The organism is Actinoplanes sp. OR16, from assembly GCF_004001265.1.
In the GTDB taxonomy this organism is placed as follows: domain Bacteria; phylum Actinomycetota; class Actinomycetes; order Mycobacteriales; family Micromonosporaceae; genus Actinoplanes.
On record NZ_AP019371.1, the window covers coordinates 1610052 to 1630710 of the forward strand.

Sequence of the window (20659 nt, forward strand, 5' to 3'; positions counted from 1 at the left end):
TCACACAGCGTTGCGGACTAGGGTGTGTGCCCAGAGTCACCAGTCCCGCCATCCCCATGAGCATCCGGAGGTCAACCGTGACCAGCCAGTCCGACGAGCCCGAGGCGTCCGCGCCGGTGGCCGAGAAGTCCTCGTCCGAAGGGCTGACCGGGCGGGAGCTTTGGGACTCCGTCCGCATCGAGCCGGTCGAGATCGCGCTGCCTGGCGGCGTGGGTCTCACCCTCCGTGCCTATCGGAAGGCCGGCGAGGTGACGCCGACCGAGCTCGCGGCGGAGGAAGAGGACATCTTCGACGCCCACAAGCGGGTGCGCGAGGATGACGGCGAGGAGTTCGTCGAGGTCAGCGACGAGGAGCTGGAGCGTCAGGCGCTCGACGCCGGCGGTGTCGCGGACGAGTCCGCCTCGTCGTCCGCGGAAGACGAGGAGACCGACGAGGACAAGAGCGAACCGGAGGAGACCTCCAGCCAGGCGGACGATGAGGAAGTCCCCCTCTTCCTCAGCCACAAGGGCCGGCTGCTCGCGTTCAAGAGCTCCGAATCGCTCGTCTCCTTCCTTCGTTCGGGTGCTCCGCACGATCTCGCACAATTGGACACCTGGGCTGACCTCGCCGAGCGGGTACAGTCGAGCGACATCGACCCGCAGCCGGAGGACCGCTACGAGCTCGACCTCGTGGTGGAGAACCTGCGCGGCGGGCACGACTCGTGGGACCTTCCGCTCCTCATCGCCGCCGGCGAGATTGCCCGCGACCTGGGGCACGCTCTCCGCATCAAGCCGGTGATCCTGGCACTGTCGCCCGGTTCCCCGCTCGACGACCTGGACGAGTCCCTGCGTTCGGCGGAGAACGGTGGAGTGGGCGGGTTCTTCGGGCGCCGCCGTTTGAAGAAAATCGGGGCACAACAGGCGAGTCTCGGCTGGCGTTCGGTCATCGGCAAGATCTCTGCCGCTGTGGACTGGCGTGACTGACCGATTACCAGGGAACATCAAACGTTGGGCAGAGAGAAGCAGCAGTCCCGGGGAGGAGGACGACGCCGTGGCGCTCGTGCGCGTGTACTGCGGTCTGGCGTCGGCTGATGATTCGGTGCGTTCGGCTTCGGCCGCACCACTGACCATCGCCGTGGTGGACGACGCAGGCCGGCTGCTCGGCGTCCATGAGATCAGCGACGACCCGGCGGGCTACGCCCAGCTGGGGACGCTGCTCGTGGAGCGGACGACGGGGTTCAGCGACGCGGCGGTCGCCGCCGACAGTGACGACCACGTCGTCACCTCGCTGCTCACCGCCGCTGGTCGGCCATTGGTCGTGGTCGACGACGACGATGCGGACGACTTCGCCGAGCGTTTCTCCGACGACGACTCCCCCGAGGAGATCGCGGCGCCGGTCGCCGCCCGCCGGGCCGTCGGCCTGGCCCGGGCGCTGCAGGCCGGCGCCATCGCCGCGATCAACCTGCCGACACCCCGCGAGCTGGTCAGCTACAAGCCGGTCCTGGCCGCGCACGTGGCGATGCTCGTCGGGCGCAACGCGTCGGCGATGGCGCTGCGCGAGGTGCTGCGCGAGCTCTACCCGGCTGCTCTCCGGGCCTACCCCGATCCGGCACACCCGCTGGCCCTGGCCGTCCTCGATGCGGTGCCCGAGCCCGGCCGGATCACCGGCCGCCCCGGCGACACCGCCCACGTCACCCGGGAGATCGCCGGTGAGCTGGCACGTAACGGCGCCGGCAGCGACGATCAGCTGATCGCCGCGGTCACCGCTCTCCAGGTGGCGATCAGCGAGTCGCCGCGCCGTGGCGGGGTCAACAAGTCGCTGGCTCCGGCCGCCGCCGACGCTGTCCGGCAGGCCATCGCCGCGGTCCGCTCCTGCGACGCCGCCTGTTCCGCCCTGGTCGGCACGCTGAGCGCCCGGGCGACCATGCCTACCGTCGCCGGCAGCATGGGCCGGCGTTCGGCAGCACGACGGTCGACCGAGCCGGCGTCGCTGCAGTCCGTCCCGGACCCGTTGTCGTCCCGTTCCGAGGCTCTGCCGTCCCGCGCGGCCGGACTCGGCTCGCGCGATGAGAGCCGTGGAGACGCTCTGCCGTCCCGCGCGGCCGGACTCGGATCGCGCGACGACAGCCGCGGAGACGCTCTGCCGTCCCGCGCCGCCGCGCTCGGCGGCCGTAACGGCGCTGCCGCCCTCGGTGGCCGCGACGGCGCAGGCGCTCTCGGCGGACGCGATGGCGCAGCCGCTCTCGGCGGGCGCGATGGTGGGCCTGACGAGTCGCGGGACAGTTCGCGGTTCGGGCGTCGCAGCCGGCCTGAGCCTTCGGTGGCGGGTAGTGGGCCGGCCACGCCGCAGCCGATGACCGCTCCGCCGGTCGCTCCGGATCCGATCGCTCCGCCGCCGGTGGCCCCGGCAGCGGCGAACGGGCTTCCCGGCCGCGCGAGCACGCCCGGCAACCGGCCGGTCTCGGTGCCGCCGCCTCCGCCCGGCATGACCCCGATCACACCGGGTTCGCGTCCGGTGCCGTCGTCCCGCCCTCCGGCGACGCCGACGTCACCGGGTGGCCGTTCCACCCCGGCCGACGCGGGCGAACCGTTCCGGCCGACGCTCACCAACGCGGAGCTCAACCGGGCCCGCGCCGAGCGTCAGCGCACCGTCATCCCGTCCCGGCCGAAGACGACGCCGGCGAACGGCGTGCCCGGTGGGCCGACCGATTTCAGTCTGCCGCTGCCTCCGCAGTCGCCGGCTGCTCCGGCCGCGCCGTCACAGCGTCCCGGTCAGGAGATCGCCGACCCCGGTTCCCGGGCGAACTGGCCGCTGCTCAACACCGGCAAGGACGACGTGCCGGCGACCCCGCCCGCGGCGGCCTCGGTCAGCCCGGCTCCGGCCGGTGGCCGGGTGAAACCGCCGTGGCAGGACATGCCGAAGGAGCCGCCGGCGCTGCGTCTGGCCGAGCAGGCTCTGAACCGCCGGCCCGGCGGTTCCGGCCTCGACCCGGTCGGACCGCCGCCGCTGCGGGTCGTCGAGGGGGCCGGTGGCCCGAGCAAGAAGCTGACCGCCCTGGATCGCAGCACCACGCCGCCGGTTCCGGCCGACGGCAGCGACGGCGACCTGCTGATCTTCGCGGCGGCGCGGTCGGCGTGGTTCACCGGCAAGTCCGACTCGGACAAGCCGGACTGGGCCAACCCGAACGACACCGGCTGGCGTGCGGCGGAGAAGGCGGCCACCCCGGCCGTCGCCGCCGAGACCTCGGCCGGCCTGCCGAAGCGGGTTCCGCAGGCCAACCTGGTGCCGGGCTCGCCCCTGCGTGAGGAGCGCCCGCTGCGGATCGTCCGGGACGCGGCTTCGATCGCCGCGCACACCACGGGCTACTTCCGTGGCTGGCGGCGCGGCCAGGAGATCGGCGGATTCGCCATGGGCGGTCGCCCGGGCCGGGAAGCGGCCGGCGGCTGGGACTTCACCCGTGACGGCCAGCCCGCCGACGATTACCGCGACAACAACGCCGGCTTCGGCGGACGTTGAGCGAACCAGGGAGGCCGCAACCCCGCGTGGGGTTGCGGCCTCTTCGCATGCGCGCGGTCGTCTTCGATTTCTTCGGTACGTTGACCGACCCCGTCGCCGAGAAGGAACGCCGTCCCGCCTTCGACGCGACGGCCGGGGTTCTGGGGATCGAACCGGACGTCTTCTACACGGCGATGTCGGGCAGCTTCCCGCAGCGGATCGTCGGCGCCTACGGGGATACGGCCGCCACCCTGCTCGCCATCGCCCGGTCCTGCGGCATCTCCCCGACGGCGGCGACGCTCGGAGCCGCGGTGCGGACGCATCACGCCGGGGCTGAACGGGTCCGCAGGCCCCGGGACGGCGCTCTGGCCACCGTGGACACGATCAAGCGGCTCGGGTTCCGCACAGGGCTTCTCAGTGACTGTTCCAGTGAGCTGTGCGAGGCGTGGCCGGGGACGCCCTATGCGCCCCTCATCGACGAGCCGGTCTTCTCGTGGCGGGAGCGGCGGCGCAAGCCCGACCCGGCCCTGTACGCCACGGTCGCCGCCCGCCTGGGCGTCCCGCCGGCTTCGTGCTGGTACGTCGGTGACGGCGGCAGCCGGGAGCACGAGGGTGCCCGGCTCGCGGGGATGCGCCCGGTCCTGGTCACCAACGTGTCCTATCCGGGCGTTGCGGCGTTCCGCACCGACCCGGACTCGTTCATCCCGCCGCACCGCGTCGACGAGCTGCCCGACCTTCTCCGCCTGCTGCGGGACTGAGAGGAGAGGGGCGCGACCACTCACTCAGGTCGCGCGGCATGGCGAGCGCAGCGAGACCCTGCCGCGCCCTCGGCGTGAGCGACGGTCTGCACACCCCACCCCGATGCGACCGGACTTTGATCTTTCAAACCGGAAGCGAATCACTTAGGGTGAGTGAGTGACTTCGGATGACGCTGGGTGGCGGACATGGCAAAGCCCCGCTCCGGCGACCGGAGCGGGGCTTCAACCGATTGTCAGGCCGGCGCTACCGCGCGCGTGCGACGCATGGTCAGAACGTACTCCACCAGGGAGATCAGCACGTTCTTCGTCGACTCACGGTTGCGGGCGTCGCAGCTCACGACGGGCACGTCGCTCGAGATCGCCAGAGCGTCCCGAACGTCCTGCGCGTTGTGGTACTGCATGCCGTCGAAGCAGTTTATGGCGATCAGGTACGGCAAGCGCCGGTGCTCGAAGAAGTCGATGGCGGCGAAGCAGTCGGCGAGCCGACGCGTGTCCACCATGACCACCGCACCGATGGCACCCCGGACCAGTTCGTCCCACATGAACCAGAAACGCGTCTGGCCAGGCGTTCCGAACAGGTAGAGGATCAGGTCGCGATCGATGCTGATCCGGCCGAAGTCCATGGCCACGGTGGTGGTCATCTTGCCCGGCACCTGCCGGTTGTCGTCGACACCCACACCGGCCGAGGTCATGATGGCCTCAGTGGTCAGTGGGGTGATCTCCGAGACCGACCCCACCAGCGTCGTTTTGCCGACGCCGAAGCCACCGGCGATGACAATCTTCGCCGATGTCACGCGTCCCGCAGCGGGACGAGACATGTCAGAGCCTGCGAAGTCCACTCAGCACCCTTTCCAGCAGTTCCGTGCCTACCGCGTCGGTCTCGTCCTCGAGCGAGGTGGGCTCGTAGACCGCAAGCAGGCCGTCCGAGGCCATGTCTGCCACGATCACCCGAGCCACACCGAGCGGCAGTTGCATGCGTGCGGCGATCTCCGCGAGCGATTGAACCCGCCCGCCGTCACACATCGCCGCGATGTACTGATGCTCGCTTCCACCCTGCCCGCCGCGGGAAATTCCGGAACGGCCGCGCACGGTTGTCTCGACCAGCGCTTCCAGCGCTATCTCAAGCTTCGGACGGGTCCGACCGCGGGTCACGGCATATGGTCTGACCAGCGCACCGGTCGGCTCATCGCGTTCGGGCATAGTCACCGTCAACCCCTCCCTCGGCCCCTCGAAGTGTATTAGTTGTCAAGGTTTCTGACAGTAGCCGACCGGGTCGGCTCACTGCCCGCTTCAGCCCAGCACCCCGGCCGCGGAACGCGGCGCGGGGGTCAGAGCCTCGCCGACGCGATCGACCAGGAGAGCCATCTCGTAGCCCACCTGACCGACGTCACAGCTGCGCGCCGCGAGAACCGCGAACGAGGAGCCGTCGGAGATCGACATCAGGAACAGGAATCCATTGTCCATCTCGACCACCGTCTGGAGGACGGCGCCACCCTCGAAGCAACGCGCGGCACCCTGGGTCAGGGATACCAGGCCGGACGCGATGGCCGCCAGCTGGTCGGCACGGTCCCGCGGAAGGTCCCGTGAGGCCGCCAGGAGCAGGCCGTCGGCGGAGACCGCGATCGCGTGCGCGACCCCGGGAACGCGGTCGGCGAAGTTGGCCAGAAGCCAACCGAGATCCTGCGTAGATGTCATGCCTCATGCTCCTTGCCAGCCTGCGAGGGCTGCTGCCCTCCCGGAGTCGCCTCCAGGTTGGTCGATTGTTCCTTGGTGCGACCGCGCTGCACACCCCGGTGGTACGCGGACAACAGACCGCGGACGTTCTCGGGAGTACGGCGCTGGACGGATTGACCGCCCCGGTCGACACCGCCGGGGACGAGTTGCGCCATCGGCTTGCGTTTCGGAAGGCCAGCCGTGGTTGTGGTCTCGACCTGCGCCTCAGACGCGGCACGGGCCGCCTGCCAGCCGTCGTCGGCAGCGGTGTGCCACGGGTTCGTGGCCGCCGCGCTGCCGTTGCTGTAGGAGCCGCCGACAGCCGCCGCCGCAGGGGCGCCGACGATCGCGGTGTCGAGGTCACGCGACTCGGGCGAGCCGGCCTGCTGCGGCACACCGGCCGTGCGGGTCGGTTCACCGGTGGGGATCCGGCGCGAGGAGACGACCGAGTCGTCAGCCGGGCCGGAGGCTGCCTGGTTCTCGTTCGGGTGGGTCGTGGTGAACCACGCCGACTCGAGCTCCCGGAAGATCGGCAGTTCCATGGTCTCGTCAGCGAACGGGACGGAGCCCTCACGCTGACGTGCCGAGGCCTGGGCCGCGGCGATCTGCGCGGCGGCGGTGGCCTGGGCCTCCGCTGCCTGGACCGTGGCCGCCTCGTGCCCGGCGCGGGCGGCGGCTGCCGCCGCGTCGTCGGCCACCGGGGCCGGCGGCGCCGAGGACGGGACCGGAGCGGTCTGCGGGTTCGTCGGCCGGGCCACCTGCGGCTGCGGCTCGAAGTTCTCCGGGCGGTAGCGCGGGATCTCGGCCGTCATGTCGAGCGCGGCGGCGAGGCTCTCGGGCACGTGCGGAGTGGCGGCCTGCTCCCGGTCGGCGGCGACCGGCGGCCAGGCCGGCGGCGCCGCGGCGAACGGGTTCGACTGCTCGTCGGGAGCCGGCGGCATCGGCACCGGAGGCGCCGAGACCGGGTTGGCCGAAACCGGGTTGGCCGAGATCGGGTTCGCCGAGATCGGGGCGGCCGAGACGGGACGCTCCGAGAACGGCGGGGCGGACGGCACCGGAGGCGCCGACACCGGGGGAACCGGCGGCGCGGAGACCGGCGGGATCGCCGGACCGCGGCCGAAGTTCTCCGGGTTGGACGGCAGCTGACGCGGGATGGCCCCGCCGAAGCCGTTGGTGTCCTCCGGACGCGGGAAATCGCCGTTGCGGCGCTGCGCGAGCTCGTCGAGCCCGGCGAAGCCCTGCGGGCCGGACGGCAGCGGCGGGATGACCTCGTTGCTGCGCGGACCGTGGAAGCCGTTGGCGAAACCGTTGCCGTTGGCCGGGCCGGAGTTGCCGTTCAGCCCGCCGAACCCGGTGGGCGCGGCGCCGGTCAGGTCGGACCAGGCCGGAACGGAACCGTTCGTGCCGTTGGCCGGCTCGAACGGACGGCCACCGCCGTTGAAGCCGTCGTTGCCACCGAAGCCACCGTTGCCGCCGAAGCCACCACGGCCGCTCTCCAGGGCGAGAGGCTCGCCGAAGGACGGGACGGACGGCTGCGGGCCGGAGTCGAAACCACCGACGGCGGCCTGCATCGACTGGACGCGGGCGGAGGCGGCGGCAGCCAGCACCGAGGCGGGCAGGCCGACCTCGGCCACCGTGCCGCGCTCGCGGTCGGCGGGACGGAGCTCGACGCGGACGGCGTGGCGGTTGGCCAGCCGGGCGACCACGACGAGGCCCATCATGCGGGAGACGGCGACGTCCACCGTGGGCGGGTTGGCGAGACGCTCGTTGAGGTCGCGCAGCTGCTCACGGCTGATGCCGATGCCGTGGTCCTCGACCGTCAGCACCGCGTTCTCCCCGATCCGCCGCGCCTCGACGAGAACGTTCGAGTTCGGCGGGGAGAAGGCGGTCGCGTTGTCGAAGAGCTCGGCGACCAGGTGGACCATGTCGTTGACGGCGTGCGCCGCCACCTCGATCTCCCGGTCGATCTGGCCGAACTCGATGCGGGTGTAGTGCTCGACCTCGGACTGCGCGGCGCGCAGCACGTCGATCAGAGCGGCCGGCTCCCGCTGCACACGGGTCGAGTCGGCGCCCGCGAGAACCAGGAGGTTCTCGTCGTTACGGCGCATCCGGGTCGCCAGGTGGTCGAGCTGGAAGAGCTCGGCCAGGCGGTCCGGGTCCTCCTCGCCGCGCTCCAGCCGGTCCAGGTGACCGATGAGGCGGTCGACCAGGATCTGCGAACGGCGGGCGAGGTTGACGAACATCGTCGCGACGGAGGCACGGAGCGCGGCCTGCTCGGCCGCGGTACGCACGGCCTCGAGGTGAACCGCGTTGAACGCCTCGGTCACCTGGCCGAACTCGTCCCGGCTGCGGACCGGCAGCGGCTCGGCGATCTGGTCGGCGACCTGTGCCGGCGTGAGCGACGCGGAAAGCGCCGGGTCACGCAGACGGGAGACCGCGTGCGGCAGGCCGAACTGGGCCACCGCGAGGGCGCCCTGACGCAGCTCACGCAGCGAGCGCGCCATCGAGCGGGCGACCAGCCAGGCGAACAGGATGCCGAGCAGCAGCAGCGCGAGCAGGAGGCTGGTCTCCAGGAAGACCCGCTGGTTCGTGTCGTCGCGCAGCTCCGTGGCACTGGCCACGATGTCCTTGTCGAACTCGACCTCGACCTGGCGGAAGAGGTCGTTGTACCCCTTCATCGCCTCTTCCCATGAGGCCGAGTCGAAGCGGAGGATCTTGACGTTGGCGCCCTGCTGCGCCATCAGCGGCGTCGTCAGGTTCGTCGCGGCCTGGGCCTTGAGGCCGCTCACCGTGTTGTCGAAGAGCTGCTTCTCGGAGTCGGTCCCGACGGCCTGGAGGGTCTTGATCGCCAGCGCGTAACCGGTCTGGGTGCCGAGGAAGTCCTGCCGCAGGCCGTTCGTCAGCTCGCCCTCGTCGAGGATCTCGTGACCGATGAACCGCTGCTGCGCGATGTAGTCCTTCGCCTCGGCGATCGCGGAGACCGCGCGGAGGTGGTCGGCCAGCGCGGGGTCGGTCGCCAGCTGCGCCGACGAGTCGCGGACCTGGAGGAGGTCGTCGACCAGGCGGTCGTACGTCTCCTTGACGTCCTCTCCCTTGACCTGCCCGTTCGCCACCTTGCTGCGGAACGCCGGGAGGTCCTCGAGGTTGTTGTCGAGACGGAGCAGGAGCCGGCCGACGTTCTCCGGAACGTCCTCCAGCGCGCCCTTCTGCTGAACGTACGGCGTCTTGGCGGTGTCGACCGCCTCGTGCTCGCCGTTGTAGAGCCCGACGGCCGCATCGGCGGCGTCGTTGTTCTTCGCGTCCTTCGCCAGCGCCACCATGATGCCGTAGGTCCGCTCGGCCTGAAGGTGGTCGACGAGACCACCGGCCGCCTCGGACAGCACCGAGAGGGTCCGGGCACGCTCAGCGTTGCTCGCCTCATCGATGTGGTCTACGAGGCCTTGGACGCCGACAATGATCGTCGCCACCGTAGGCACCAGCATGATCAGGCCGAGTTTCGACCAGATCGGTAGGTCTCGCAGCCGGCCTGCCGGCCGACGCAGACGCGACATGACGCCGTTCGCCGCCTTGGGGCGCTTGCTCACGTCACCGTCCTCCTGATTCGGGCCCCGGCATTCGGCTCGCCGGCACCGCGCACGACCGACTCGCCGGGTCGGGCCCCCGAGATTCCATCACGACAAGTGTCAAAGAGAAAGGGCAGGCGGACACGGACCGGTTGTGTGACGCGATGTTGCAACATCGGAGTTGGACATCGCCGGTCCACTATCACAGCGTGTATGGCTGCACATCTCTCAAGGTCACTCACTCGGCCGGCTGCCTTTGGGGGGTGGGTGCAGCACGACCGGGTCCCGATCGTAGTCGATCGCGATAGAAGTGACGATGGCTCGCTTCGCCGCGATCGGCAAGGCGAGATGCCGGTTTCTGCCGAGTTTGCAGGCGGCAGTCTAGCCGAACGGAGGACGGGACGTACCTAAGCGTCGATTTCTTTTGACGGACGTTCGCCCGTATCCGAGAAAAGGGCGAAAACCGGCGTCAGCCGAGCAACTTCGCGTACGCCGGCTTGATCACCTCGTTGATGAGCACCAGGCGCTCGTCGTACGGGATGAAGGCCGACTTCATCGCATTGATGGTCAGCCATTGCAGCTCGGACCAGCCCCAGCCGAACGCCTCGGTCAGCAGCGCCATCTCCCGCGACATCGACGTGCCGCTCATCAGCCGGTTGTCGGTGTTGACGGTGACCCGGAACCGGAGGTCGTGCAGCAGCTTGATCGGGTGCTCGGCGATCGATGCGGCGGCGCCGGTCTGCACGTTCGACGACGGGCAGAGCTCGAGCGGGATCCGCTTGTCCCGCACGTACGCCGCCAGCCGCCCCAGCGCCGGGATCTCCAGCGGGGTTCCGCGCGGCGGCACCGTGATGTCGTCGACGATCCGCACGCCGTGACCGAGCCGGTCGGCGCCGCACCACTGGATCGCCTCCCAGATCGACGGCAGGCCGAACGCCTCGCCGGCGTGGATGGTGAAGTGGAAGTTCTCCCGCTGCAGGTACTCGAAGGCGTCCAGGTGCCGGGTGGGCGGGAAGCCCGCCTCCGCGCCGGCGATGTCGAAGCCGACCACGCCGGCGTCCCGGTAGCGGACCGCCAGCTCGGCGATCTCCTGCGAGCGGGCCGCGTGCCGCATCGCGGTGAGCAGGGTGCCGATCCGGATCGGGCGCCCGGCCTCGGCCGCCTCGGCGCTGCCCTCACGGAAACCGGCCTCCACGGCGTCGACGACCGCATCGAGGGTGAGGCCGCGCTCCAGGTGCTGCTCCGGCGCGTACCGCACCTCGGCGTAGACCACGCCGTCGGCGGAGAGGTCGAGCGCGCACTCCTTCGCGACGCGGCGCAGGCCCTCCTCGGTCTGCATGACCGCGACCGTGTGGGCGAAGGTCTCCAGGTACCGTTCCAGCGAGCCGGAGTCGGCGGCGGCGACGAACCATTCGCCGAGCTTCTCCGGGTCCTGGGCGGGCAGCTCGTGGCCGACGGCGGCGGCCAGCTCGACGATCGTCGAGGGGCGTAACCCGCCGTCCAGGTGGTCGTGGAGCAGAACCTTCGGTGCCTTGACGATGTCCGAGTGTGCGATGCCAACCATCAGAAGAGCCTAGAGGGAAGCACCCGATGATCGACGGAGCAATTCCGTATCTGCGGTGCCCGGTGTGCCGGGAACCACTCGCCCGCGAGGAGCGTGCGCTTCGCTGCGCCCGGCGGCACAGCTTCGACATGGCCAAGCAGGGGTACGCCGACCTCAGCGCCGGACGGCTCCCGCACAGCGGCGACACCGCCCCGATGGTGGCCGACCGGTCCGCCTTCCTCGGCGCCGGGCACTACGACTTCATCGCCGCCGCGCTCGCCGGGCACCACACGGACGGCCTGGTCCTGGACGCCGGCACCGGGACCGGCGACTACCTGGCCCGCTTCCTCGACGCCTCGCCGTCCGCCGTCGGCCTCGGGCTGGACGTCTCCAAGCCGGCGCTGCGCCGGGCCGCGAGGGCGCACGAGCGTGCCGCCGCGGTGCTCACCGACCTGTGGCGGCCGCTGCCGGTCGCCGACGGCGTGGCGTCGGTGATCCTGAACGTCTTCGCGCCGCGCAACGGCGCCGAATTCCACCGGGTGCTGCGGCCGGACGGCGTGCTGCTGGTGGTCACCCCGGCCGCCGATCACCTGGCCGAGCTGATCGCCGAGCACGGGCTGATCTCGGTCGACCCGGACAAGGCGGCCCGGGTGTCGGGGAGTCTCGGAGCGCACTTCTCCCCGGTCTCCACGATCACGCTTCGGCGGACCCTGAAGCTGGATGTCACCGAGACCCGCACTCTGATCGGCATGACGCCGAGCGCCCGGCACGTTGACATATCCGATTTGTCGGGTGGAGCGACGGTGACTGCCGCCGTGGACCTGACCGTCTACCGCTAGACCGAGAGGTCGACTTCCTCCCACTCCGGCGGGGCCTCGTGGTACGGGCCGGTGAAGATCACCGCCCACTCCAGCGCCCACCTCCGCTGCCCGATCGCGTTGCTGTCCACCTCGCCGGGCAGCGTCCGGCCCACCTGCTCGGACTCCTGGAAGGCCCAGTCCAGGCAGTAGTAGAGGTCGAGCAGCACGGCCGCCTCCGCCGGGTCCCGGACCGCGACCAGCGAGCGCGACCGCCAGCTGCCGAACGTCTCCCCGGACGGCAGGTCCGGCATCTGCGTCATCAGCCCGTCGTCCGGCGGCACGGTCGGGTCCAGGTGCCGGCTCAGGCCGAGCAGCCAGGCCAGCGCGAAGACGGCGTCGTGGTGCAGCACGAACGAGCGATGGTCACCCTTGGCCCCGATCACGAACTGCCATTCCGGCGGCGTCACCAGGTCGACCAGGTGTGAACCGAGCAGCCAGCTCATCGCGGCCTCGGTGGGCATGCCGAAGCAGCGCGCGACGACCACGTGCAGCACCGCGGCCCGGGCCTCCAGCTCGGAGGTGGGGCGTAGCTCGACCGTGTCCCCCGGCTCCCACACCAGCGGGAACGCCAGCGGTGGCAGGGGCAGGCCGAGCCGCGCGAGCTCGTCGAGACTGGCCTCGCGGACCGCGCGGGGATCGGGGGCGGCCTTCGTCATGGTCGGTCAGGCTATGCGGTCGAGCAGCAGCTGGGGAGAGGAGGGCTGCTCCGTCCCGATCACCACCGCCGCGGCCGCCTCGTCACGGGCCACCGGGATCCGCGACTCGTCGTCGGCGCGCAGCTCCAGCAGCACGTCACCGGCGCGGACCCGGTCACCCGGGCGGACCTTGAGCTGCACGCCGGCGCCGAAGCTGACCGGGTCCTCCTTGCGGGCACGACCGGCGCCGAGGCGCCAGGCGGCGATGCCTATCCCGTACGCGTCCAGCGCCGTGACGACGCCGCCCTGCGCCGCGCGGAGCACCTCGGTGTGCCGGGCCTGGGGCAGCGGGGCCTCCGGGTCACCGCCCTGTGCCCTGATCATGGCTCGCCAGGTGTCCATGGCCGCGCCGGAGGAGAGCGCCTTCTCCGGGTCGGCGTCCACGCCCGCGGCGGCCAGCATCTCCCGGGCCAGGGCCAGAGTGAGTTCCACCACGTCGGCGGGTCCGCCGCCGGACAGCACCTCGACCGACTCGGCCACCTCGTTGGCGTTGCCGACGGCCAGGCCGAGCGGGGTGCTCATGTCGGTGAGCAGCGCGACGGTGGTGACGCCGCTGTCCTTGCCCAGCTGGACCATGGTGCGGGCCAGCTCCTGCGCCATGGCGAGGTCCTTCATGAACGCGCCGGAACCGACCTTCACGTCCAGGACCAGCGCGCCGGTGCCCTCGGCGATCTTCTTGCTCATGATCGAGCTGGCGATCAGCGGGATGGCCTCGACGGTGCCGGTCACGTCGCGCAGGGCGTAGAGCTTGCGGTCGGCCGGCGCCAGGCCCTCACCGGCCGCGCAGATGACCGCGCCGATGTCCTGCAGCTGCGACTTGAACTGGTCGTTCGAGATCCGGGCCTGCCAGCCCGCGATCGACTCCAGCTTGTCCAGCGTGCCGCCGGTGTGCCCGAGGCCGCGGCCGGACAGCTGCGGGACCGCGACGCCGCAGGCCGCGACGAGCGGGGTCAGCGGCAGCGTGATCTTGTCGCCGACGCCGCCGGTGGAGTGCTTGTCAGCGGTCGGCCGGGTGACCGAGGAGAGGTCCAGGCGCTCGCCGCTCGCGATCATCGCGGCGGTCCAGCGGGCGATCTCCCGCGGCGTCATGCCGCGCAGCAGGATCGCCATGGCGAGCGCGGACATCTGCTCGTCGGCGACCACACCCTTCGTGTACGCGTCGACGACCCAGTCGATCTGGGCGTCGGAGAGCTCGTGCCCGTCCCGCTTGGCCCGGATCACGTCTACCGCAGCGAACCCACTCACGACTTGTCCTCCCAGCGCTGTCCGATCCCCTCGGGCGCTTCACCTTCACCGGCCCAGGACAGGCTGCCCTCGGCGTCCACGACCACGACCCGCGGCGTCCGCAGGAGTCCCCAGGCGACCGCCGCGGCGGTGGCCGGGAAGTTCGGGCCCTCCTCCAGGATGCCCTTTTCGTCGGCGCTGCCGGGCTCACCCGACGAACGCTCCCAGTACGCGGTCCAGATGGTCTCGCCGCCGGAGATGTCCGGGTGGACGAAGACCGAGCCGCGGCCACGCCACTTGGCCAGCTCGGCGGGCACCTCGGCGCCGCCGGCCGGTCCGGTCACCCGTTCCATGTCCTCGTAGCCGAACGCGTGCGGCAGCAGCTCGGTCATCCGCAGCGGCCGCGGCAGCGCCTCGACCAGCAGGTCCGGGCCGCCGTGCTCCCAGAGCAGCTGACGGCACCGGCCGCACGGCATCAGCGGCGCGCCGGTCGCGTCCACGCACGAGATCGCCACGAGGCGCCCGCCGCCGGTCGCGTGCAGCGTGCTGACCAGCCCGCACTCCGCACAGAGGGTCATGCCGATGGAGGCGTTCTCCACGTTGCAGCCCACGATCACCCGGCCGTCGTCGACCAGGCCCGCCACACCGACCGGGAAGTCGGAAATCGGCACGTAAGCACGCCGCATCGTCTCGATGGCGGACGCACGCAGCGCCGCCCAGTCGATCTCCATATCCGCCAATTCTGCCTGACTGTCCAGCTTCTAGCTCTTGATGTACGGGACGCCGTCCGCGGCCGGGGCCCGCACGCGGCCCACCAGACCGGCCACCGCGATGATCGTCGCGAGGTACGGCAGCATGTTGAGGAACTGGCTCGGTACCGGGCTGCCGACCGCGCTCAGGTAGGTCGCCAGCTTCTGCGCGAAGCCGAAGAAGAGCGCCGCACCGAGGGCGCCGAACGGGGTGAACCGGCCGAAGATCAGGGCCGCCAGCGCGATGAAGCCCGCGCCGGCCGTCATGTTCTTGGTGAAGCTGCCGGTCGCCACGAGCGTGAAGTACGCCCCGCCGAGACCGGCGACCACGCCGCCGAGCAGCACGTTCATGTAGCGCAGGCCGCGAACCCGGATACCCACCGTGTCGGCCGCGGTCGGGTGCTCGCCGACCGCGCGGGTCCGCAGGCCCCACCGGGTCCGGGTGAGCCCGAAGTGAATCAGCACGACCAGTCCGAGCGCGACCCAGACCAGCAGGTTCGTGTCGAACAGCACCGGGCCGATGACCGGGATGTCGGCGAGCCCGGGGATCCGCCACTCGGGCAGCCGCGGCGGCTCGTTGTAGGTGCTCGAGTCGCTCTGCATCAGCCGCTCGTAGAGGAAGCCGGTGACGCCGAGTGCGAACAGGTTGAGCACGATGCCGACGACGGTCTGGTCGACCAGGTACCGGATCGAGAGCACGGCCAGGATCGCCGCGATGATCACGCCGCCGACCGCCGCGCTGATCAGACCAGCCCAGACGCTGGTCGCCATCGTGCCGACCAGGGCGCCGGCGAACGCGCCCATCAGGAACTGGCCCTCGATCGCCACGTTCACCACGCCGGACCGCTCACCGAGCACACCGGCGAGCGCGCCGAGGATCAGCGGGAGCGCCAGCTGCAGCGTGCCGCTGGTGGTGTCGACGAGCGGCAGGAACTTGCCCGCGACCTGCCAGCAGAGGAACGACAGGACGAAGGAGAGGATGCCGAGCGAAAGCAGCAGGTTCTGGAACTTCTTCGCGAAGCTGGCGAAGAGCAGACCACCGGTCACGATCGTGACCAGGCCGAAGAGGATCGCGCCCAGCTGGCCGTTGATCGACAGTGCCGCGCCCTCGGCATCCTCGCTGAGCGTGAAACGGGCGGTCTCGCCCGGTGCGAGCGAGCCGAACAGGGCCGCTGCCAGGATGCCGATCAGGACGAGAGCCACGCCGAGACGACGCTGCCGGTTCCAGAACGGCTCCGGCGCCGCGAGCTCGGTGCTCTCCTCCACAGTTGCCGTCGACATGTCTCAGCCCTTCGCCAGCGAGGCGCCCGGCCGCACGAGGCGGGTGGCGCGAAGTCGGAAGATCGCCTTTACCAGGGCGGGGGCGGCGATGAAGATGACGATCAGCGCCTGGAGCACGGTGACCAGCTCCAGCGAGATGCCGGAGTAGGACTGCATCCGGTTACCGCCGGCTCGCAGCGCGCCGAAGAGCAGCGCGGCCCACAGGGTGCCCCACGGCTTGTTGCGGCCGAGCAGGGCGACCAGCAGGCCGTCGAAGCCGATGTTGCCGGCGACCGAGGGGGTCAGCGCGTACGCCGTACCGAGCACCTGGGTGGCGCCACCGAGCCCGGCCAGACCGCCGGCGACCGCCATGAGCACCGCGTACGTCTTGGCGACGCTGATGCCGGCGGTCTTCGCGGCGTGCTGGTTGGCGCCGACCGCGCGCAGCTCGAAGCCGAACGAGGAGCGGTTCAGCAGCCAGGCCACGCCGGCCGTGACCGCCACCGCGAGCAGGATGCCCAGGTGGACCCGGAGCACGCCGCCGAACGACGGCAGCTTCGCCGACTCGTCGATCGCCTTGCTGATCGCGTCGGTGCGGTTCGGGTCCTGGACGCCCTTCTGCAGCACCAGCCAGGACAGGAACAGCGCGGCCGTGTAGTTGAGCATGATCGTGGTGATCACCTCGTGGGCGCCGGTGCGCGCCTTGAGGATGCCGGGGATGAAGCCCCAGAGCGCGCCGCCGAGCGCCCCGGCCAGGACCGCCACCACCAGGTTCAGCACGATGGGCAGGCCGAACGCGAAACCGGCGACACCGGCGGTGATGGTGCCGATGACCGCCTGGCCCTGCGCGCCGATGTTGAACAGGCCGCCACGGAACGCCAGCGCCACCGAGAGGCCGGTGAAGACGAGCGGGGCGGCGTACGTCAGGGTCTCCGAGATCGGTGCCAGCGCGTCCTGCCAGGTACCGGCGCCGCTGAACCAGGCGCTGAACGCCTCCGGGTCGCCGAAGGCGCCCTTGAGCAGGTCGGAGTAGGCCGTGCTGATCAGCGTCCAGCTCGCGCCGAGCGCGTCGCCCGGGCGGGCGGTGAAGTACGCGAACTTCGCCAGCACCTCGGAGTCCGAGACGACGATCAGGACCGCGCCGATGACGAACGCCAGCACGATCGAGAGGAACGTGACCGTGATGGTGTTCGAGGACCAGAGGTTGCGGGTGAAGACGCTGAGGAAGGACTCGTCGTCCTTCTGCCCGGCTTCCTTCTTGACCGGCGCTTCGGTGGTCACTTCGTCCCCTCTTCCGGTGCGTTCCCGGTGATGCCGGCCATGAGCAGGCCCAGTTCCTCGCGCGGGGTGTCCGGCGAGACGATGGCCAGGACCCGGCCGCGGTACATCACGGCGATCCGGTCGGCGAGGCCGACGACCTCGTCCAGCTCGCTGGAGACCACCAGCACCGCGGTGCCCCGGTCACGCTCGTGGATGATCCGGCCGTGGATGAACTCGATCGAGCCGACGTCCACGCCGCGGGTCGGCTGGGAGGCGATGAACAGGCGCAGCGGGCGGGACATCTCCCGGGCCACCACGACCTTCTGCTGGTTGCCGCCGGAGAGCGTGCCGACCGCGGTCTCCGGGGACTGGCAGCGGATGTCGAACTGGTCGACCCGCTCCTGAGCGTTGCTCCCGATGCTGCCGCGGTTCATCTTGAAGGCGTTGCCGTAGGGCGGCCGGTCGTACATGTCGAGGATCAGGTTCTCGGCGACCGAGAACTCCTTGACCACGCCGTCGTGGCTGCGGTCCTCGGGGATGTAGCCGACGCCGGCGCGCAGGATCTGCTTGGTGCCGAGCGAGGCGAGGCTCTCGTTGTCCAGCTCGACGGTGCCGGCCCGCACCTCGCGCAGGCCCATGACGGCCTCGACCAGCTCGGTCTGCCCGTTGCCCTGCACGCCCGCGATGCCGAGCACCTCGCCGGCCCGGACCTCCAGGTCGACGCCGTCGACGGCGCGGATGCCCCGGTCGTCGTCGACCACCAGGCCGGAGAGCTTCAGCACGCTGCGGCCGGGTTCCGCCGGGGTCTTGGTGACCTCCAGGCTCACCGCGCGGCCGACCATGAGGGCGGCGAGCTCGTCCTCGCTGGTGTCCGGTGAAGCGGTACCGACGATCTTGCCGCGGCGGACCACGGTGATCCGGTCGGCGATCGCCTTCACCTCTTTGAGCTTGTGGGTGATGAAGACGATGGACTTGCCCATCGCGGTGAGCGAGCGCATCACGGCGAGCAGCTCGTCGGTCTCCTGGGGGGTGAGCACGGCGGTCGGCTCGTCCAGGATCAGCAGGTCGACGTCGCGGGTCAGCGCCTTGACGATCTCGACGCGCTGCTGCGCGCCGACCGTCAGGTCCTCGACCAGCGCGTCCGGGTCGACCGGCAGGCCGTAACGCTCGGAGGTCTCGATGACGTCCCGGCGCGAGCGGCGGCGGTCGAGCCAGCCGAGCGGTCCGCCGCGCACCTCCTCGTGGCCGAGGGCGATGTTCTCCGCGACGGTGAAGACCGGGACGAGCATGAAGTGCTGGTGCACCATGCCGATGCCGGACGCGATCGCGTCGCGCGGGCTGCGGAAGACGACCGGTTCGTCGTTGACGACGATCTGGCCCTCGTCCGGCTGCAGCAGTCCGTACAGCTGGTTCATCAGCGTGGACTTGCCGGCGCCGTTCTCGCCGAGCAGGGCGTGCACTTCCCCCGGCTCGACGGTGATGTCGATGTGGTCGTTGGCCACCAGGTCGCCGAAGCGCTTGGTGATGCCGCGCAGTTCGAGTTTCAGCGGAATCTCCCGGATTCGGTAAGGCCAACTGAGGGACTGAATGACGAGCCGCCGCTCAGCCGCAGGTGGTGACCCGCGGCTGGGCGGCGGCCGGAATGCTACCTAACTAGTGGATCAGGCCGGGGCGCTGGCCGACTCGACCTTGACCTTGCCGGAGATGATGTCCGCCTTCAGCGTGTCGATCTCGGTCTTGAGAGCCGCGTCGACCTTCGAGTCGAACTGGTTGTACGGCGCGATGCCGACGCCGTTGTTCTCCAGGGTGCCGACGTAGCCGGGGCTGGCGGCGAGGGCCTCGCCCTTGGCGCCCTTGACCACGGCCTCCTTGACGGCCTCTTCGATGTTCTTGACGACAGTGGTCAGGAACACGTCGCAGTACTGCTCGGCGCTCTTGCAGCCGTCCTGGTCGACCCAGATGACCGAGGTCTTGCCGGCGGAGTCCTTGGCGACCTGGGCGGTGCCGAGGCCGGTGCCGCCGGCGACCGGCATGACGATGTCGGCGCCCTGCGAGACCAGGGTCTGGGTGATGCTCTTGCCCTTGTTCTGGTCGACGAAGCTCTCGGCGAAGGTGCCGTTCTGCTTGGTCTTGTCCCAGCCCAGGACCGTGACCTTGGTGCCCTTGGTCTTGTTGTGGTACTCGACGCCGTCGTAGAAGCCGTCCATGAAGATGGTGACCGGCGGGATCTTCAGACCGCCGTACGTCGCGACCTTGCCGGACTTGGTGTAGCCCGCGGCCAGGTAGCCGGCGAGGAACGCGGCCTGCTGGGTGGCGAACTGCATCGGGAAGACGTTGGTGTTGCCGCTCACGCTGTCGACGATGCCGAACTGCGAGTCGGCGCTCTCCTTGGCGACCTTGGTGGTGGCGTCGCCCATCAGGCCGCCGACCGCCAGGATGAAGTCGCACTTCTGGCTCACGAAGCTGCGCAGACCCGGCTCGTAGTCGGCCTCGGAGGAGGACGCCACGTACTTGGATTCGACGTTGCTCGCCTCGGCCTTGGCGGCCTCCAGGCCGGCCCAGGCGGACGCGTTGAACGACTTGTCGTCGATGCCACCGGTGTCGGTGACCATGCAAGCCTTGTATGCGGCGGCGGCGGCGCTGGAGCCGCCGGTCGGGGTCTCCTCAGGGGCATCGCCACAGGCGGCGGCAGCGAGCGTCAGCCCACCTGCCGCGAGAATCGCCAGGATCCGCTTCCCACGTACTGGGCGCAAGACGCCCTCCTTCTTCATGTGCGCACCGACCCGCTCGGTGAACCTAAGGACGGCAGCGTAGCCGGGGCTAAACGCCCCGTCAGGCAATCGTTCCGGACTGTTCGCGCACCGTTACCACTCCGCAATCCCACATCCCGTTCGGCCCGTTTCTGTATCACTCTGTACGGGCGGAAACGGGCATCTGGGGTGCTCAGAGGCGATTCGATTTTACAAGGAGGGCCCGCCACGCCTTCACGCCGAGAATGCCCACAACCGTTCCGATAGTGAGCGAGGCCACGATCAGCAAGGCGTGGATCCAGAGAAAGGACGTCGGGCTGCCGTCCGAGAAGGATCTGTCGTCGTTCCAGATCGCCACGCCGAACCTCGGCCAGATCACCCAGGTCCACACGCCGACGCCGACCAGGAACACCGCCCACCGCTTGCTGATCATCACACGGCGAGTATCCCAGTGGTGATCCGCCGCCAGCTTTCCCGCACCTCACCGGGTGACGGCGGCTCGCCGGGCGCCTCGGCGGCCTCCGGCGGCTCGTCCTGCTCGGTGAAGTCGGCCGAGCGGGCCAGGTCCACCTCCCGCCGGATCGCTTCCGCACCGGCGAGCGGCTGCAACGGCTCGACCACCGCCATCAGATCCTCGTCGGCGACCACGGCGCGGGCCAGGGCCAGCGCGTGCGCCCGCTCGTACGGCCCGCAGACCACCGGATCCCACTCGTCGATCTCGTCGCCGAGCCCGCCGATCGTGATGACCCACGGCAGATCCACGAGCGGCGATCCGGCCGGCAGCTGCAAAGTCACAAGAGTGCCCACAGG

18 protein-coding genes are annotated in these 20659 nt (G+C 70.5%); 4 read left to right on the plus strand and 14 right to left on the minus strand.

The window, feature by feature from the left end; translation table 11 throughout:
* The first annotated feature begins 56 nt into the window (after window positions 1-56).
* The 3 genes from EP757_RS07360 to EP757_RS07370 all read left to right on the plus strand — a co-directional run bounded on the left by EP757_RS07360 (window position 57) and on the right by EP757_RS07370 (window position 4232).
* Window positions 57-962 (plus strand): DNA primase, encoded by a 906-nt coding sequence (locus EP757_RS07360; protein ID WP_127543446.1) that lies wholly within the window; start codon window positions 57-59, stop codon window positions 960-962.
* A 67-nt stretch (window positions 963-1029) separates the two neighbouring features.
* Window positions 1030-3495 (plus strand): transposase, encoded by a 2466-nt coding sequence (locus EP757_RS07365; protein ID WP_174262356.1) that lies wholly within the window; start codon window positions 1030-1032, stop codon window positions 3493-3495.
* 47 nt (window positions 3496-3542) lie between these two features.
* A complete protein-coding gene (locus EP757_RS07370; protein WP_127543448.1) occupies window positions 3543-4232 on the plus strand; it encodes an HAD family hydrolase in 690 nt (229 codons plus the stop codon).
* Window positions 4233-4465: 233 nt separating this feature from the next.
* Here EP757_RS07370 and EP757_RS07375 read toward each other — a convergent pair whose 3' ends face one another.
* From EP757_RS07375 to EP757_RS07395, 5 genes are all read right to left on the minus strand, one after another.
* Complete coding sequence (locus EP757_RS07375) at window positions 4466-5050, minus strand: ATP/GTP-binding protein (protein WP_127554124.1); 585 nt, start codon at window positions 5048-5050, stop codon at window positions 4466-4468.
* Window position 5051: 1 nt separating this feature from the next.
* Window positions 5052-5432, minus strand: a complete 381-nt coding sequence (locus EP757_RS07380; protein WP_127554125.1) for a DUF742 domain-containing protein — start codon at window positions 5430-5432, stop codon at window positions 5052-5054.
* A gap of 90 nt (window positions 5433-5522) precedes the next feature.
* Window positions 5523-5927, minus strand: a complete 405-nt coding sequence (locus EP757_RS07385) for a roadblock/LC7 domain-containing protein (RefSeq protein WP_014447580.1) — start codon at window positions 5925-5927, stop codon at window positions 5523-5525.
* The gene (locus EP757_RS07390) at window positions 5924-9529 is read right to left on the minus strand and encodes a nitrate- and nitrite sensing domain-containing protein (RefSeq protein ID WP_127543449.1); all 3606 of its coding nucleotides are present in this window, start codon (window positions 9527-9529) and stop codon (window positions 5924-5926) included. Before EP757_RS07390 ends, EP757_RS07385 begins: the two co-directional genes overlap by 4 nt.
* Before the next feature lie 448 nt (window positions 9530-9977).
* The gene (locus EP757_RS07395; protein WP_127543450.1) at window positions 9978-11072 is read right to left on the minus strand and encodes an adenosine deaminase; all 1095 of its coding nucleotides are present in this window, start codon (window positions 11070-11072) and stop codon (window positions 9978-9980) included.
* Window positions 11073-11098: 26 nt separating this feature from the next.
* Between EP757_RS07395 and EP757_RS07400 the strand changes: the two genes are divergently transcribed.
* Window positions 11099-11890, plus strand: coding sequence for a putative RNA methyltransferase (locus EP757_RS07400; protein WP_127543451.1), 792 nt, complete (start codon window positions 11099-11101; stop codon window positions 11888-11890).
* Here the strand turns inward: EP757_RS07400 and EP757_RS07405 are convergent.
* The 9 genes from EP757_RS07405 to EP757_RS07445 all read right to left on the minus strand — a co-directional run bounded on the left by EP757_RS07405 (window position 11887) and on the right by EP757_RS07445 (window position 20656).
* Window positions 11887-12567 (minus strand): DUF4272 domain-containing protein, encoded by a 681-nt coding sequence (locus EP757_RS07405; protein WP_127543452.1) that lies wholly within the window; start codon window positions 12565-12567, stop codon window positions 11887-11889. The two genes, EP757_RS07400 and EP757_RS07405, sit on opposite strands and share 4 nt — an antisense overlap.
* Before the next feature lie 6 nt (window positions 12568-12573).
* Window positions 12574-13851 carry a thymidine phosphorylase gene (locus EP757_RS07410; RefSeq protein WP_127543453.1) on the minus strand — a complete coding sequence of 426 codons (1278 nt, stop codon included), beginning with the start codon at window positions 13849-13851 and terminating at the stop codon, window positions 12574-12576.
* Entirely contained in the window at window positions 13848-14561 is a 714-nt protein-coding gene (locus tag EP757_RS07415; RefSeq protein WP_127543454.1) for a cytidine deaminase, read from the minus strand. The genes EP757_RS07410 and EP757_RS07415 overlap by 4 nt, the downstream gene beginning before the upstream one ends.
* A 30-nt stretch (window positions 14562-14591) precedes the next feature.
* A complete protein-coding gene (locus EP757_RS07420) occupies window positions 14592-15860 on the minus strand; it encodes an ABC transporter permease (protein WP_127543455.1) in 1269 nt (422 codons plus the stop codon).
* Between the two features lie 3 nt (window positions 15861-15863).
* Window positions 15864-17120 carry an ABC transporter permease gene (locus EP757_RS07425; RefSeq protein ID WP_127543456.1) on the minus strand — a complete coding sequence of 419 codons (1257 nt, stop codon included), beginning with the start codon at window positions 17118-17120 and terminating at the stop codon, window positions 15864-15866.
* Complete coding sequence (locus EP757_RS07430; RefSeq protein WP_370457781.1) at window positions 17117-18601, minus strand: ABC transporter ATP-binding protein; 1485 nt, start codon at window positions 18599-18601, stop codon at window positions 17117-17119. The genes EP757_RS07425 and EP757_RS07430 overlap by 4 nt, the downstream gene beginning before the upstream one ends.
* A gap of 159 nt (window positions 18602-18760) precedes the next feature.
* Complete coding sequence (locus EP757_RS07435) at window positions 18761-19870, minus strand: BMP family protein (protein ID WP_127543458.1); 1110 nt, start codon at window positions 19868-19870, stop codon at window positions 18761-18763.
* A gap of 172 nt (window positions 19871-20042) precedes the next feature.
* Window positions 20043-20282, minus strand: a complete 240-nt coding sequence (locus tag EP757_RS07440) for an SCO4848 family membrane protein (RefSeq protein ID WP_232050647.1) — start codon at window positions 20280-20282, stop codon at window positions 20043-20045.
* A complete protein-coding gene (locus EP757_RS07445) occupies window positions 20282-20656 on the minus strand; it encodes a hypothetical protein (RefSeq protein ID WP_127543460.1) in 375 nt (124 codons plus the stop codon). Before EP757_RS07445 ends, EP757_RS07440 begins: the two co-directional genes overlap by 1 nt.
* Window positions 20657-20659: the final 3 nt, after the last annotated feature.